Here is a 14,976-nt window from a genome sequence, read left to right on the forward strand (position 1 = left end):
CAGAAAGCCGACGTCGGCCGCTTTCGAGGCGGCCTAAAGCAGTGCACAGTTACCCAATTGGATGGCTACCTGCAGCTGCGTCAGAGCGGCCGTTCTAAGGCCTCCAAATTGAGTAGGAGCGGTTCTTACTTGATTAAGACTGCCCCCTATGAGTTTCGACTACATCCCAGAAAGCCCAGCATTAGTGTTCAATAGAAACTGGCGGAAAATCGGGCTGCTTGCCGCCCCAATCCCGCGGGCGTTTTCTCCGACAGCCGCAGCTTCTACAACCGGAGGAATCAAACCGCGTTTATCTTGGTTGACTAGGTAACGACGAACCCGTGAGACCAGCTCCTCACGTATTTCAGATGGGAATGCGCCGTCGATAAAAATTGCCTCAAAGTCGATGACCGCGCAAATAGACAGCGCAGCTTTGGCCAGTTCCTGCGCGGTGGTACCGATCCATGGTTCGACATAGCGAGAAATGCCGCTCCAGTCCTGCGGCTTTTTCCACAAAATTCCCGGATCAACACCCGCTTCTATCAACCTGTCCTCGAGCAGGAACAGCGATGCAGTGTCAATCAGTTGCTGGCTTTCACCCAAAGGACCCGTCGTCCGCATGGCACCCAAGGCACCGGCATTGCCTTGGTTGCCCTCAAATACGGTGCCATTCAATGCAACGCCTCCGCCAATCATTGAGCCTATGAAGAAATAAAAATAGTCTCGATACTCAGCCCCGCGGCCATAGAGGTGCTCCGCGTGACACGCGGCAGTAGCATCATTGACCACAAAGACCGGCAGTTCGCTGAACTTGGCCACCTCGGAAAAGAAGTTCACGTTTCTCCAGGACCTGAATTTCTGAGCCGCAAGCCCAGAAAGGTCGTGCCACTTCCACAGCTCGAACGGTGTTCCGATTCCAATCCCGCATACACGGTCCCGAAGTTTCTGGGGTTCATTGGCCAGAAGCTCTTCCAATCCTACCTCCAGAAACCCGAACACTGCTTCGGGTAGCGGGTAGTCATAAGTCGTCGAGAGCTGTTGGCGTGGCTTACCGGTGAAGTCGATCAAAAGAAGATCGGCGCTGCGGCGACCGATCTTCATTCCCACCGACAGAATGCCTTCGGGATTGAGCTCCATGGGGATCGAAGGTTTCCCAACTTTGCCCTTCAACGGCGTCCCACGTTTGAGAATCTCGTCCTTTTCGAGCTTACGCAGAATGATCGACACGGTCTGGGGTGACAGGCCCGTCAGCCGCGCGACGTCCGCCCCGGCAGCAGGTCCATGCCGTTGTAAAACCGTCAGAATGAGGCGTTCGTTATGATCACGAACACCGCTTTGGCTTACCCCGCCGGTTAGTATTTTCAACGCCTCTCTTTCCATAACCTTAAACATAAACACCTTGTTTTCTTATGAAAAGATACGTGGGCAAATTAATAAATAAACTTTATTTATTTATTGACACAGAGGCTAGAATCACGGTTTCTTGAACGGGACCTTCATTGGAGGATGGAGGCCCGCCTTGTCGCTATTCCGCGCGGGGCCACAACAATTTTCTGGGAGGACAACATGAGAAATCTACTCAAGCTCGCCGCATCCGCGACTGCGCTGACTTTGGCCGCTGCATCCGCGCAAGCGGCTGGTGAAACCGTCTGCCTGATTACCAAGACCGACACCAACCCCTTTTTCGTTAAGATGAAGGAAGGCGCAACCGCCAAGGCAGAAGAGCTGGGCATGACGCTCAAGGCGTTTGCCGGCAAGGTTGATGGCGACCATGAAACTCAGGTTCAGGCCATTGAAACCTGCATTCTCGATGGCGCAAAAGGCATTCTGCTGACAGCATCCGACACCAGCTCAATCGTTCCTGCGGTCAAACAGGCGCGGGATGCGGGGGTTTTGGTCATTGCGCTGGATACTCCGCTTAGCCCGATTGACTCAGCGGACGCGACATTCGCGACGGACAACTACAAGGCCGGCCTTCTGATCGGTCAATGGGCCAAGGCCAAAATGGGCGACGCCGCAGCCGATGCCAAGATCGCGACGCTGGATCTGAACGTCAGTCAGCCGACAGTAGACGTTCTGCGCAATCAGGGTTTCCTCGACGGGTTCGGCGTGGACCTGGCGGACCCGAATGTCATCGGTGACGAAACCGATGCGCGTCTGGTTGGCAGTGACGTGACCGACGGCAATGAAGAAGGCGGGCGCCGCGCGATGGAAAACCTTTTGGCCAAGGATTCATCCATCAACGTTGTTCACACGATCAACGAACCGGCTGCTGCGGGCGCATATGAGGCGCTGAAATCCATCGGGCGTGAAAACGACGTACTGATCGTTTCGGTCGACGGGGGGTGCCCCGGCGTCCAAAACGTCGAAGCCGGTGTGATCGGGGCGACAAGCCAACAGTACCCGCTGTTGATGGCTTCGCTTGGTGTTGAGGCCGTGAAGAAATGGGCCGAAGAGGGCGTGAAGCCCGAAAACACACCCGGCAAGGACTTCTACGACACGGGTGTGGCACTCATCACTGACCAGCCGGTTGATGGGGTCGAGTCGCTGTCTGTCGCAGAAGGCCTGGATCTCTGCTGGGGCTAAAGGCAGCCCTACAAGGTGAGGCGCGCCGTAGCGCCTCATCAATCCTTTAACCAGCAAACCTAAACTTCCTGTAAACTGATTTCGTGGACGCGATGCCAGCCACGAAAAGGGGGAGAGATGTCTGAAGCAAACCAAAACGCCCAGGAATTCGAAACCGCCGCCAACGCGTCAGAAACCGTAGCGGAATTTGAAGATCACCGTCGTGGTGTTCTGGGGAAGTTGCAGCATCTTCTCCATGTCAACCCTTCCTTTGTGCCGTTGATCGTTCTGGTCGGCGCCATCGTAATTTTCGGTCTGCTGCTGGGGTCCAAGTTCTTCTCCCCCTTTGCGATGACGCTGATCTTGCAGCAAGTTCAGATCGTGGGCATCGTGGCCGCAGCGCAAAGCCTTGTCATTCTGACCGCCGGCATCGACTTGAGCGTCGGTGCGATCATGGTGTTTTCATCCGTCATCATGGGTCAGTTCACCTTCCGCTACGGTATCCCGGTGCCCATTGCTGTGATGTGCGGGCTGGCAATGGGAACGCTGATCGGGGCTCTCAATGGCTGGCTGGTCAGTCGCGTAAAGCTGCCGCCCTTTATTGTCACGCTCGGCATGTGGCAGATCGTTCTGGCGACAAACTTCCTGTATTCCGCAAACGAAACAATTCGCAGTCAGGATATCGAGGCCAACGCCCCGTTCCTGCAATTCTTTGGTACCAAATTCAGCATCGGTGGCGCGACCTTTACGGTCGGCGTGATATTCATGCTCGTTCTGATTTTCGTGTTGGCTTACGCGCTCAAACACACGGCCTGGGGCCGGCATGTCTATGCAGTGGGGGATGACCCTGAGGCGGCTGAACTATCCGGTGTGAACGTGCACAGAACGCTGATGTCCGTTTATATGTTATCCGGTTTGATCTGTGCCTTTGCGGGCTGGGCTTTGATCGGACGCATCGGGTCGGTTTCACCTACATCCGGTCAATTGGCCAATATCGAAAGCATCACCGCGGTTGTGATCGGGGGCATCTCTTTGTTCGGCGGGCGGGGATCCATCCTGGGATCGCTGTTTGGTGCGCTGATTGTTGGCGTGTTCACTTTGGGGCTAAGGCTTCTGGGCGCAGACGCACAATGGACCTTCTTACTTATCGGACTTCTCATTATCGCAGCGGTCGCCGTCGACCAGTGGATTAGAAAGGTATCGGGCTAATGTCAGACTCAACTCCAGTCGTCCAAGGCCGCGGGATCGTAAAACGCTATGGCCACGTTACCGCCATCGACCATTCCGACTTTGAACTGCGCCAGGGGGAAATCCTGGCAGTGATCGGAGATAACGGCGCGGGCAAATCATCCATCGTGAAGGCGATCTGCGGCGCCACAATCCCGGATGAAGGCGAGATTCTGATCGAAGGCAAAAAGGTTAACTTCACCTCTCCGATCGATGCGCGGAATATGGGGATTGAGATTGTTTATCAGCAGCTCGCCATGTCTCCTGCCCTTTCGATTGCGGACAACATGTTCATGGGGCGCGAAATCCGCAAGCAGGGGTTCATGGGCAAATACATGCGTAAGCTTGACCGTCCAGCGATGGAGAAGTTTGCCCGTGAAAAACTGACCGAGCTTGGGCTGATGACTGTACAGTCGATCAATCAGGCGGTTGAGACTCTCTCTGGTGGCCAACGCCAAGGTGTTGCCGTTGCTCGTGCCGCTGCCTTTGCAACCAAGTTTATCATCATGGACGAACCGACGGCTGCTTTGGGCGTCAAGGAAAGCCGCAAGGTGCTTGAACTGATCCAGGACGTGCGTGCGCGTGGCATTCCGATCATCCTGATCAGCCACAACATGCCTCATGTTTTTGAGGTTGCCGACCGCATTCATGTGCATCGGTTGGGCAAAAGGCTCTGCACAATTGATCCCAAGGATTACACGATGTCCGATGCAGTCGCCTTCATGACCGGTGCCAAGGAACCCCCAAAAGAGGACGCAGCGTGATCGAGCAGGACGTACAGCGCGTCTGCGACCTGATCTCCTCCCGGCGGCAAGTTGGAGTCCGGACGATTATCGCAATCGCCGGCCCCCCCGCATCCGGAAAGTCGACCTTAGCGGAAGCCGTTGTGCAATCGCTGAACACACAACAGAGCTCGGCGGTTCCGTCAGCCACACTTGTACCAATGGATGGTTACCATTTGGACAACTGCGTGCTGGAAACGCGTGGATTGCTGGCGAGAAAAGGCGCGCCAGAGACTTTCGACGGGGTCGGGTTTTGCGCTGCAATCAGAGAGCTTCAATTTACGCGCCACGAGTCCTTTCATCCCAAATTCGACCGCACAATGGACCTCGCTATTGCCAACGCCATTGCGGTTCACCCGGCAACTCCGGTCGTCGTCGTTGAGGGTAACTATCTTCTGATGGACAGCGACCCGTGGAGAAACCTGACGGATGTCTATGCCGCAACGGTTTTTATCAGCCCAACTTTGGAAGAGCTTGAAAACAGGCTGCAAAACCGCTGGATCAGCCATGGCTTTGACCCGCAAACCGCGCTGCAACGCGCAATAGCGAACGATCTGCCAAACGCTGAACGTGTCATCCGTGATAGCCGGAAAGCCGATCTTATACTGAGCCAGAACTACACTGAATTCGGGATGCGCAACGCATTCTGAATCTGCGCACTGGCTTCAGCCAACCCTTGATGCAGTGCCTCTAGGCAGCCTCAGGTGCAACCCAAGTCACCCCTTACGAAATGAGGAAACCTCATGAAATTCTTCGTGGACACCGCAGAAGTAAACGACATCAAAGACCTGATGGGCTTCGGATTATTGGATGGCGTGACCACCAATCCAAGCTTGATCGCCAAGTCCGGTCGCGATTTCAAAGAGGTCATTGCAGAAATTTGCACTCTGACGGATACGCCAGTATCGGCAGAGGTTGCAGCGTTGGATGCTGCGGGAATGATCGCAGAGGGAGTGCACCTCGCGGCGATCGCAGACAACGTCGTTGTCAAACTGCCGCTGACATTGGATGGCCTCAGGGCCTGTGCTCATTTCAAAAGTGAAGGTATCAGAACAAACGTCACACTGTGCTTTTCACCCAATCAGGCTCTCTTGGCGGCAAAGGCTGGCGCGACCTATATATCTCCGTTCATTGGCAGATTGGATGACATCAATCTGGACGGAGTCAATCTGATCCGTGACATCCGTAGCATTTACGACAACTATAGTATTGAAACTAAAATCATTGCGGCATCCGTCAGAAGCCCCAATCATATTACAAAGGTGGCATTGGCCGGTTCCGACATCGCCACGATCCCGCCGTCCGTTATTCGCAAACTGATCATGCATCCATTGACCGATATCGGCATCGAGAAGTTTCTCAATGATTGGAGTTCGACTGGGCAATCGATCCTTTGATGGATTGCCAACTCGATTGGGGAGGAGCGACCTGTCCCAAATGATTTACCTCTAAGCGGCACTGCTGCATTTTAAGAAATAAGGTCTCAAGGAGAGTCTTTCTGCTTTGTCAAGTACGTCGAGCTTTGTGGAAAACCGTCGTCACTCCTCACTATTGGCGGGATGAACACTAAGGCAACGGCAGACCAATATAAGGTCAACGGTAGGAAAATGGCTAGAGCAATCGGCGAGGTCGCGGCGAAATTCCGGTTTGACCTTGGCAGCCAGGCGCCTTCATTTCATAGTGTCATCTTCCCGTAAACGTCCGCTTTCACTCCCGTGCCAATTACCTTTGGCGTCTCCAGGGAATAACAGCTTTCCGTCCGCCGTATTTGTTGCCTCGGTCGCAAAGTGCACAAAGCGGACGTTCCGCCGGAAAACTTTGACAGCAGCTTTGTCGGCAAAGTAGCCCTCCGCTCGGGCGAAAGTAAACGACCGGCTTCCTCGTTTCCAGATGTTCGCGAAAGGTGCCGCAAACATCAGCTTTGAGGTAGCCTATGATCGATTGATCTCGAATCAGTTGACTACCGATCTGTTCTGCCTGAAAATCAAGCAATAACAGGTGGTTGCTGGCTGAACGGTGGTTTTGCTGGGAGCTGTTGCCACTTCATTGCCACCTGATTCTTGGCAACAAACTGACAACACGGCCCTACATTCCTTCACCTAAATGCGAGGGTTTCCATTAAGTCTATGATCTAAATGGAGAAATTTGGCTCCGGCGGTAGGGATCGAACCTACGACCAATTGATTAACAGTCAACTGCTCTACCGCTGAGCTACGCCGGAACTGAGGGGCGTATAACAACCCGTATTTTCGGCGTCCAGAGGGGAAGCGCACGGGCCGCCAATTTTTTCCGATTCACGCGATGCGCTTGAAACGAGACGCAACTGACAGATCCCCCAAGGGCGCTACACGGGATCTGCCGGTCAGATCAACCAGATGGGCGAAGACATTACGCTCGGCCGCGGGAAGCAGCGCGGCGGGGGTTTCGATATAGATTCGCTGGGCAAGCTGTTGGGCCGTTTCAGGGCCATTTTCCAGGGCGTCGAGTATCTGTGATTCTCGCTGCAATCGGTGGTCTATCAGCCAATCCAGGCGTTTGTCAGGACCCGTAATGGGGGCACCATGCCCGGGGTGAAAAACCGACCATTTGCGCGCGCGCAGGCGGCGACAGGCTGCCATGAAATCCGTCAGGTCCCCGTCCGGGGGCGAGACCAGAGAGCTGGCCCAGCCCATGACGTGATCAGCCGTAAAGCAGACATCCCCCCAGGCCAACGCGATATGGTTGCCCAGATGGCCGGGTGTGTGGATTACTTCGAGTTGCCAGCCTTCTGCCGCGACGCGTTCACCGTCTTCAAGCTCGATATCAGGGCGGAAATCGGCATCGATTCCCTCACCACCTCCGGCAAGCCCGTTCTGGGCCAGCTCGGTCATGACTTCGCTGCGTCCAGCTTGCGGACCACCAAAAGCCAGAACCGGAGCGCCGGTGCGGGATGCGAGCGGGGCGGCCAAAGGCGAGTGATCCAGATGGGTGTGCGTAACAAATATGTGGCTGATCCGCTGCCCGGGTTCCAGCGCATCAACTATGGCTTGCATATGGGCATCACTCAATGGCCCAGGGTCGATGACAGCAATGTCCTCATCGCCCAGAAGGTAGGTATTCGTACCACGATAAGTCATTGGCGAGGGATTGGGCGCAAGAATGCGCCTAAGTCCCGGGGTGAGCAAGGCAACCTGTCCAGGGAGAGGGTTGAAATCGTCGGGGGCTTGCATTCTGACCTCTTCCTCTTGCCCGGGCAGCCCGCTAGGTTTAGCGCATGTCGACCCAATGGCTCAAACCCTATATGCCGCGCAGCCTATATGCGCGTGCCGCACTCATTCTGGTACTGCCGGTCATTGTCGTGCTTTTGGTGGTGGCGATTGCCTTTTTGCAAAAACATCTTGAAGAAGTGACCGCCCAGATGACCCGCACGGCGGCGCGCGAGGTGACACTGGTGCTGGACGTGATGGAGGGTGCGGAAACCCAGCAGCAGGCATTGGCAGCTGCGCGGCAGGACTTGTCGGTCTTGAACATGACCGCCCGCTTTCTGCCGCCGAATGAAGAGCCGAAAAACAGTCCGCGTCGATGGTACGATTTCATTGCCCCGCAGGTGGATGCGGAAATGCGCAGCTTGTTGCCTGAAACCCAGTATGTGGCTCTGCCAAATGGACAGGAAGTGAGTCTTTTTCTGGCAACCAATCTGGGCATGCTTGAGCTAGAGTTTGATCGCCGACGCCTGTCGCCGACTGCACCGCATCAGCTGATCGTGACGATGGTGTTCTTTGCGGCTCTGATGACAACGATCTCGTTTCTCTACATGCGCAATCAGTTGCGCCCGATCACGCGCCTTGCGGACGCGGCGCAGGCCTTTGGTCGCGGGCGGGTCGTGCCTTATTCACCCGGTGGTGCAATCGAGGTTCGCGCTGCGGGCAATGCCTTCGTTGACATGCGCGCCCGAATCGAGCGGCAGATTGAGCAGCGCACGCTCATGTTGTCGGGGGTCAGCCACGATCTGCGCACACCTCTGACGCGTCTGAAACTTGGATTAGCTATGTTGCCCGAGGACGAGGCCGCACCGTTGTTGCAAGACGTGGACGAGATGCAATCGCTGCTGGATGCATTCTTGGACTTCTCGCGTGGCGCTGCAGAGAGCGCACCCGAAGAGATTGAACCCGAAAATTGGCTGAGCCAAATCGTTGACGATGCACAGCGCGCGGGCCAGCACGTTGAACTAATCTCGGTCGAGGGGCGTGGAACGGCAATGCTGCGCCCATCGGCCATGCGCAGGGCAGTAGAGAATCTGATTGGAAACGCGAATCGCTATGGTTCACGCGCCGATGTCAGCCTTTCGATGACGCCAAAGTCACTACGCATTCGGGTTGAAGATGACGGCCCCGGTATCCCGATCGAACAACGCACCGAGGCCGTCAAACCCTTCACGCGACTTGATCCGGCGCGAAACCAGAATCAGGGCACCGGCGTGGGTTTGGGCCTTGCGATAGTTGCCGATATCGCGCGCGTACATGGTGGTATCCTGCGACTGGGCAGCAGCGAAAGGCTGGGCGGATTATGCGCGGATATCGTGATTGGACGGTGAATTGGTAGGCCCGGAGGGTCTGTCAGGAATTAGGTTTTGCCCTTTATTATCAACGTGGGTGTCCCAGGCTGGAATACCGCTTTGCTCAGCTTTCCAATCCATCCTGGCCTGTTTTGATGCCCCCATTCCAACCAGTCTCATCCGTTCAACCCTTTCAGTATTTGCCTGGGCGCGCTCGTGAATGGACATGATCTCGCATAGAGTAACTCCACGAAGGACGAGAAGGTGATGGATCGCCTTATGGATCATCGAGGGCTACTGGTGAGGGTCTCGTCAAAGTGAAAGAGCTGGGTAGTCGAGCAGTTCGTCTGAAGCGGCCGGCGAGGGCCGGTCGATAGCTGAAGTAGCCGGATCATCTATGGGAATATCGACAGCTAGCGGTGCTGTTCCTTCCGATCTGTCGACAATGCGTTTTGATGCCGAGGTTGCAGGATCCTGCGCTCTCAAGTTTCCAAAGCCAGAACATGGCGTATACCGGTCAACCATCCCGAATTATGGAGAGATGTCGCATGACAATGATTTACAAAGACGTCTCATTTAACATGCTCGTGCCGGATACGGACGAGGTAACAAGCGATCCACAGGATTTAAACGACGTTGCCAACAATGATGTCGTAGCTTTTGTGGGGCGTGATTACAAAAGTGTTGTCTGGCAACGATCAAGGTTCCTTATCGTGTACTGACCGAAACAAAACCGTGTCGTTTGACGAATCATGGGGAGGCTCACACTCACAAAATAATGGACAACCGCGAAGTTCTGCCGTCATCCCCATTCGGAAATCACGCAAGAAGTGTGTTGCTGTCGACAGATCGCTATATTACGTTCGTAAATTGGGAGAACGTTGCTTCAGCAAGCCAAAGAATGCCCACCGTGTCGACAATACCGTGGAATGCAACCTAGTCTTATCGACATCAAATCGATCCGTCTCTGGTTGCGCCACTTGTCAACACGACCAAACCAAACAGCGCTATTTCTAGAGAAAGCCAGCTCTCTCAAGCTTCTGACTTATTCGCTGTCCGGTTGATGTCGGCAAAAAATACCCCGTTCGCTCTGCAAGATAATTCTGCAAATCACTGTGAAACGTATCCTCGGTACAAAGTCGCCAGAGAATGTCCAAAGCCTCCTCACTGTGGTCGTACGTTCCAGGATACGCAGAACCAAGTTGTTCGTCACGAACCGCATTTCGCCGGGTGACAATGGGGGTTTTGGTTGCCATTGCATCCAGCAGTTTCCCAGACCCCAAATAATCGCTGTCTGCGCACATTTGCCCAAGTGTCCCGCGGCAGGCTGCAAGCGCTCCGGGTACTTCTCCATAGGGAATGTGACCCAAGGACAATGCTGGCATGGGTAATGTTGTGCGGATGCTTCCAGCAAATGCGGCCAACGGATTAGTTGAAGAGCCAAGCCGTTCTCGGACAATGCTGAGGTTGTCGATCAACTCAATTGGAATTGTCTCTTTGGTGACACGCCCAAAGAATCCAAAAGACTTAGAACCAGTCATCTTTGCGTGCCAAATGAATTTCGACTTGGAAGAGATTGGTTGAAGAAAAAGGGGATCGATAGTTTGCTGGATGTTTAGGATCATATCGGGCAGCACGATCTTGTCGGGATACCATTTGGATAGTTTTTTTCGTACTGCAGCACTGGTGGAATGCTCATACAACAAATTCTGCCACGCCTCTGTCGTGACCACCAGAGCATCGGCTACACGAAAGGCTTCCGGGTCGTAAGGATATGCTAGCGTTATCTTAGGGTGGGGAAGGCTTTTGAACAACTCTGGGTTCGCCCGAACATAATACAGATCATAGTCGCGCGTCGGTGTTCTCAAGCCTCCCGGATCACCTATGATTCCGCGTTCCCAGTCAACGAGGACGTCGTTGTAGTAAACATCTGCAAAGCTGGAGAGACTTCGGTAGAATCGCATTTCGTTTATACGATCCCCAGACAAAGGCTCCATGACAGGGCGATCAAGAAATTGGCAGTAAATTTTGGGACGCTTGGAATTCACGCTGTCAGCCTGTTTTGTTTTGATTGGAATGAGGATGACGCTAACTGCCTCGCTCGGTTCAATCATACCCAACTATGCGGGTCAAGTCCGGGCATGATAGTTTGTGCTGACAAGTGTGACGGCGTATTGGCTGGCGAAATTTTTTTGTTGAAGCTCTGTCTTTTTTGTCCCATTGGAATCACGTGAGGGTACTATCAATAGTTCTTGGGGCAATTTGGCGTTGATTTATATGGAAAATGGCGGTTTTGGTAGGCCCGGAGGGACTCGAACCCCCAACCAAAGCGTTATGAGCGCTCTGCTCTAACCAATTGAGCTACAGGCCCGCCTGAGGGCTTTGCCTATCACGATGGCAGCCCGCGTCAAGCCTGACCGTTGCAACATGGCCCACAATCGAATAACCCGCGCGCAAAGAACTCATGAGGGATTGGCCATGACAGCGGGCAAGAACGGAATCACCTATGCCGACGCAGGTGTAGATATCGACGCAGGCAACGCTCTGGTCGATCGGATCAAGCCTGCCGCCAAGCGCACCAACCGTTCGGGCGTGATGAGCGGGCTAGGCGGATTTGGCGCTCTGTTCGACCTGAAAGCGGCTGGCTATCAAGACCCGATTCTGGTGGGTGCAACCGATGGTGTGGGCACCAAGCTGCGGATCGCAATTGATACCGGCGTTGTCGATGGCGTGGGAATCGATCTGGTGGCGATGTGCGTCAACGATCTGATCTGCCAAGGTGCTGAGCCGCTGTTTTTCCTGGATTATTTTGCCACCGGTAAGCTGGACACTGATACTGCCGCGCGGATTATCGAAGGAATTGCCGAGGGGTGTGTCCAATCTGGCTGCGCCCTGATTGGTGGTGAAACCGCCGAAATGCCGGGTATGTACCCTGACGGCGATTTCGATCTGGCCGGTTTCTCGGTTGGTGCCATGGAACGCGGGACCTCATTGCCCGAGGGCGTTGAACAGGGTGATGTCCTGCTGGGGCTGGCTTCGAACGGGGTGCATTCCAACGGCTATTCGCTAGTGCGCAAGCTGGTCGAGATCTCGGGGTTGGGCTGGGAGGCAGAATCGCCTTTCGGTGGCGGAACATTGGGTGAGGCTCTGCTGACCCCCACGCGGCTTTATGTGAAACCAGCGCTGCAAGCGATCCGGGCCGGCGGCGTTCACGCGATTGCCCATATAACCGGTGGAGGCCTCACCGAAAATCTGCCACGAGTATTGCCCGAAGGGCTCGGGGCCGAGATTGATTTGAATGCTTGGGACTTGCCGCCTGTGTTCAAATGGATGGCCGAGACCGGTGGGATCGCCGAATCCGAGATGTTGAAGACCTTCAACTGCGGCATCGGCATGATTGTTGTCTGCGCTGCAGATCAGGCGGATGATCTTACAACACTGCTTGCAGAGGCAGGCGAATCCGTTGCGCGCATCGGAACGGTCACCGCAGCGCCGGGTGTTGCCTATTCAGGCAAACTGCTGTGAGCCACAAGCGCGTCGCGATCCTGATCTCCGGGGGCGGATCGAACATGCTGTCGCTGGTCGACAGCATGAATGGCGATCATCCCGGTCGGCCATGTCTGGTATTGTCGAACGATGCAAATGCCGGAGGGCTGAAGAAAGCTGCACAGCGCGGAATTCCGACCGCAGCCGTCGACCACAAGCCCTTTGGCAAAGATCGCGCTGCGTTTGAGGCAGAACTGCTTAAACCGCTTATGGCAGCCCAGCCGGATGTTGTCTGTCTGGCCGGTTTCATGCGTGTATTGACGGGTGAATTTGTATCGCGTTTCCAGGGCCGGATGCTGAACATCCACCCATCGCTTTTGCCTAAGTACAAGGGTTTGAATACCCATGCCCGCGCGATTGAAGCAGGCGACGCCGAACATGGCTGCACCGTTCACGAAGTTACTGCCGCGTTGGATGACGGGCCGATTCTGGGTCAGGCGCGCGTGGGTGTACGGGTAGGGGACACGCCCGAGGAGCTCGCCGCCCGCGTGTTGACGTGGGAGCACAAACTCTACCCTGCCGTGCTTCGCCGTTATTGTATGGGCAACAAAGACCCAGTTCTTCTGTCCTAACGCGGCGGGGTGATTTACACGCAAAGGTTATTCGTCTTATGGTCGCATATCGCTCGGGACGAGGACGGCACGGGCAGTCACAATAACCAAAAGCAAGAACAGCACCGCGCATGAAAACCCTGACGACGACGCAAGAGCTGGCCGCATTCTGCTCGGCTGCTGCACAATATCCTTATGTCACTGTAGATACCGAATTTCTGCGCGAACGGACCTATTATTCGAAACTCTGTCTAGTGCAGCTTGCGGTGCCATCTGAAGATGAAGACAGCGCCGTTCTGGTTGATCCACTGGCTGACGGCATGTCGCTGGAGCCTTTGTACCAGCTGTTCAGCGACGAAAGCGTGGTTAAGGTTTTCCACGCCGCGCGGCAGGATCTTGAAATTTTTTGGGTCGACGCGGGAGTCTTTCCGACTCCGTTGTTTGATACTCAGGTCGCTGCGATGGTCTGTGGTTTTGGTGAACAGGTTGGCTATGAGACTCTGGTCCGGAAGATTTGCAAGGAAGGGGTCGATAAAACTTCTCGCTTCACCGACTGGTCACGGCGCCCTCTGACGGAAGCGCAGAAAACATACGCATTGGCAGATGTAACCCATCTTCGGAAAATCTACGAGCATTTGGCTGCAGAACTTAAGAAGTCACGTCGGGATCACTGGGTTGCAGAAGAGCTTCGCATACTGACCCGACCCGAGACATATGACATTCGCCCGGAAGAGGCGTGGCGGCGGGTCAAAACGCGGACCAACTCTGCCAAGTTTCTGGCCGTGGTTCGAGAGCTGGCGCAGTTCCGTGAGGCCTATGCGCAAGAGAACAATGTGCCACGAAGCCGTGTGTTCAAAGACGATGCGTTGATCGAGATGGCCTCGACCAAGCCCAAGACGCCCTCTGATCTGGGCGGGTCGCGCTTGTTGCTGCGCGAAGCGCGCAAAGGGGCGATCGCAGAAGGCATTCTGGAGGCGGTAAAACGGGGCGTAGGTTGCCCGCAAGACCGATTGCCGAAAATTGACAACAGCCGCGACAAGCTGAAGGTCAACCCGGCACTTGCAGATTTGCTGCGCGTTCTTTTGAAATCAAAGACCGAAAGCGCAGGCGTTGCCGCAAAATTGATCGCCTCCAGCGCGGAATTGGATCAGATCGCTGCAGGCGAACGAGAAGTTCCCGCCATGTCCGGTTGGCGGTTCGAGGTTTTTGGCGAGGACGCGCTGAAGCTTTGCGAAGGCAAGATTGCTTTGGCCGCCAAGGGACAGGCCGTGCAGGTTGTCTCGCTTTAGCGGCGACGGGATTCCAACGCGTTCTGTTGGCCTTTGACCCGAACTAAACGAATACCTTCCAGTTCTTTCCGGCTTACATTGACGGCCTCTGAAACCATCCGCGACCGTTCGGTGCCCTGCGCAGTGGCGTAGTCCGGGTAATCCACGCGGAAGGTGAACTCCATAACGCCATTTTTGCTGAGTTCTTCAGATCTTACGCGCGCGAGCTGTGCGTTGAATGCACCCTGTCGAATGGCTGTGCCAGCCGCATAGATGATTGCGCCCGTCGAGGTTGGGTCGATCCGCAATTCGTTGATCACGGCGATTGGAACGCTATTATCCTCGGCGTCCGGACGCTCGAACAGGCCTTTTTTGTCGGCATTTTCGGGAACCAAGGCATTAGCGTCATCGGCTGATACTTCGGATGGGCTGGGTGTGCTGCTGCCAAACCAGTTCGATGGATTCGCGCTTGAGTTGCTCCAGTTGCTACAAGCGGACAGAGCCATTGTGGAGATCATCAGAAC

Annotated in this window: 13 protein-coding genes, 2 tRNA genes and 1 pseudogene; 10 read left to right on the forward strand and 6 right to left on the reverse strand. The window is 55.0% G+C overall.

From position 1 onward, the window contains the following. Positions 1–159: 159 nt before the first annotated feature. Positions 160–1,359, reverse strand: a complete 1,200-nt coding sequence (locus ACR0NM_RS04695; protein ID WP_170393677.1) for an ROK family transcriptional regulator — start codon at positions 1,357–1,359, stop codon at positions 160–162. A gap of 186 nt (positions 1,360–1,545) precedes the next feature. Between ACR0NM_RS04695 and ACR0NM_RS04700 the strand changes: the two genes are divergently transcribed. The 5 genes from ACR0NM_RS04700 (at position 1,546) to fsa (ending at position 5,950) form a co-directional block, all read left to right on the forward strand. Then, complete coding sequence (locus tag ACR0NM_RS04700) at positions 1,546–2,565, forward strand: sugar ABC transporter substrate-binding protein (protein ID WP_170392952.1); 1,020 nt, start codon at positions 1,546–1,548, stop codon at positions 2,563–2,565. A 117-nt stretch (positions 2,566–2,682) separates the two neighbouring features. After that, the gene (locus ACR0NM_RS04705) at positions 2,683–3,753 is read left to right on the forward strand and encodes an ABC transporter permease (RefSeq protein WP_170392953.1); all 1,071 of its coding nucleotides are present in this window, start codon (positions 2,683–2,685) and stop codon (positions 3,751–3,753) included. Further along, on the forward strand, positions 3,753–4,535 hold the full coding sequence (locus ACR0NM_RS04710; RefSeq protein WP_170402609.1) for an ATP-binding cassette domain-containing protein: 783 nt from the start codon (positions 3,753–3,755) through the stop codon (positions 4,533–4,535). Before ACR0NM_RS04705 ends, ACR0NM_RS04710 begins: the two co-directional genes overlap by 1 nt. Positions 4,536–4,657: 122 nt before the next feature. Then, complete coding sequence (locus ACR0NM_RS04715; RefSeq protein WP_480613444.1) at positions 4,658–5,203, forward strand: nucleoside/nucleotide kinase family protein; 546 nt, start codon at positions 4,658–4,660, stop codon at positions 5,201–5,203. A gap of 93 nt (positions 5,204–5,296) precedes the next feature. Next, on the forward strand, positions 5,297–5,950 hold the full coding sequence (gene fsa, locus ACR0NM_RS04720; RefSeq protein ID WP_480613446.1) for a fructose-6-phosphate aldolase: 654 nt from the start codon (positions 5,297–5,299) through the stop codon (positions 5,948–5,950). A gap of 749 nt (positions 5,951–6,699) precedes the next feature. Here the strand turns inward: fsa and ACR0NM_RS04725 are convergent. Both ACR0NM_RS04725 and ACR0NM_RS04730 read right to left on the reverse strand, forming a co-directional pair. Next, positions 6,700–6,774: transfer RNA gene (locus tag ACR0NM_RS04725), tRNA-Asn, on the reverse strand. Between the two features lie 73 nt (positions 6,775–6,847). Continuing rightward, complete coding sequence (locus ACR0NM_RS04730) at positions 6,848–7,762, reverse strand: MBL fold metallo-hydrolase (protein WP_480613448.1); 915 nt, start codon at positions 7,760–7,762, stop codon at positions 6,848–6,850. A gap of 44 nt (positions 7,763–7,806) precedes the next feature. Here ACR0NM_RS04730 and ACR0NM_RS04735 point away from each other — a divergent pair, with 44 nt between their 5' ends. Together ACR0NM_RS04735 and ACR0NM_RS04740 are read left to right on the forward strand one after the other, a co-directional pair. Continuing rightward, positions 7,807–9,126, forward strand: coding sequence for an ATP-binding protein (locus ACR0NM_RS04735; RefSeq protein ID WP_480613450.1), 1,320 nt, complete (start codon positions 7,807–7,809; stop codon positions 9,124–9,126). A 762-nt stretch (positions 9,127–9,888) separates the two neighbouring features. Beyond that, a pseudogene (locus tag ACR0NM_RS04740) lies at positions 9,889–10,076 on the forward strand (IS5/IS1182 family transposase); the annotation flags it as partial. 24 nt (positions 10,077–10,100) lie between these two features. Here ACR0NM_RS04740 and ACR0NM_RS04745 read toward each other — a convergent pair. Both ACR0NM_RS04745 and ACR0NM_RS04750 read right to left on the reverse strand, forming a co-directional pair. Then, a complete protein-coding gene (locus ACR0NM_RS04745) occupies positions 10,101–11,201 on the reverse strand; it encodes a glycosyltransferase family protein (protein ID WP_480613452.1) in 1,101 nt (366 codons plus the stop codon). 180 nt (positions 11,202–11,381) lie between these two features. Further along, a tRNA-Ile gene (locus ACR0NM_RS04750) sits at positions 11,382–11,458 on the reverse strand. Positions 11,459–11,565: 107 nt separating this feature from the next. Between ACR0NM_RS04750 and purM the strand changes: the two genes are divergently transcribed. The 3 genes from purM to rnd all read left to right on the forward strand — a co-directional run bounded on the left by purM (position 11,566) and on the right by rnd (position 14,473). Beyond that, the gene (purM, locus tag ACR0NM_RS04755) at positions 11,566–12,612 is read left to right on the forward strand and encodes a phosphoribosylformylglycinamidine cyclo-ligase (protein WP_480613455.1); all 1,047 of its coding nucleotides are present in this window, start codon (positions 11,566–11,568) and stop codon (positions 12,610–12,612) included. Further along, entirely contained in the window at positions 12,609–13,205 is a 597-nt protein-coding gene (gene purN / locus ACR0NM_RS04760) for a phosphoribosylglycinamide formyltransferase (protein WP_170800695.1), read from the forward strand. The genes purM and purN overlap by 4 nt, the downstream gene beginning before the upstream one ends. A 110-nt stretch (positions 13,206–13,315) precedes the next feature. Next, entirely contained in the window at positions 13,316–14,473 is a 1,158-nt protein-coding gene (rnd, locus tag ACR0NM_RS04765; RefSeq protein WP_170392960.1) for a ribonuclease D, read from the forward strand. Here the strand turns inward: rnd and ACR0NM_RS04770 are convergent. Further along, on the reverse strand, positions 14,470–14,958 hold the full coding sequence (locus tag ACR0NM_RS04770; RefSeq protein WP_480561439.1) for a hypothetical protein: 489 nt from the start codon (positions 14,956–14,958) through the stop codon (positions 14,470–14,472). The two genes, rnd and ACR0NM_RS04770, sit on opposite strands and share 4 nt — an antisense overlap. Between the last annotated feature and the right edge of the window lie 18 nt (positions 14,959–14,976).

The organism is Ruegeria sp. AF2 (assembly GCF_056542025.1).

Excerpts from the sequence above, each read along its gene's own strand:
- purM (WP_480613455.1), top strand. The coding sequence starts at position 11,566 with ATGACAGCGGGCAAGAACGGAATCACCTATGCCGACGCAGGTGTAGAT.
- ACR0NM_RS04710 (WP_170402609.1), top strand. The coding sequence starts at position 3,753 with ATGTCAGACTCAACTCCAGTCGTCCAAGGCCGCGGGATCGTAAAACGC.
- ACR0NM_RS04770 (WP_480561439.1), bottom strand. The coding sequence starts at position 14,958 with ATGGCTCTGTCCGCTTGTAGCAACTGGAGCAACTCAAGCGCGAATCCA.
- ACR0NM_RS04745 (WP_480613452.1), bottom strand. The coding sequence starts at position 11,201 with ATGATTGAACCGAGCGAGGCAGTTAGCGTCATCCTCATTCCAATCAAA.
- rnd (WP_170392960.1), top strand. The coding sequence starts at position 13,316 with ATGAAAACCCTGACGACGACGCAAGAGCTGGCCGCATTCTGCTCGGCT.
- ACR0NM_RS04700 (WP_170392952.1), top strand. The coding sequence starts at position 1,546 with ATGAGAAATCTACTCAAGCTCGCCGCATCCGCGACTGCGCTGACTTTG.
- ACR0NM_RS04695 (WP_170393677.1), bottom strand. The coding sequence starts at position 1,359 with ATGGAAAGAGAGGCGTTGAAAATACTAACCGGCGGGGTAAGCCAAAGC.
- ACR0NM_RS04705 (WP_170392953.1), top strand. The coding sequence starts at position 2,683 with ATGTCTGAAGCAAACCAAAACGCCCAGGAATTCGAAACCGCCGCCAAC.
- ACR0NM_RS04730 (WP_480613448.1), bottom strand. The coding sequence starts at position 7,762 with ATGCAAGCCCCCGACGATTTCAACCCTCTCCCTGGACAGGTTGCCTTG.
- fsa (WP_480613446.1), top strand. The coding sequence starts at position 5,297 with ATGAAATTCTTCGTGGACACCGCAGAAGTAAACGACATCAAAGACCTG.
- ACR0NM_RS04735 (WP_480613450.1), top strand. The coding sequence starts at position 7,807 with ATGTCGACCCAATGGCTCAAACCCTATATGCCGCGCAGCCTATATGCG.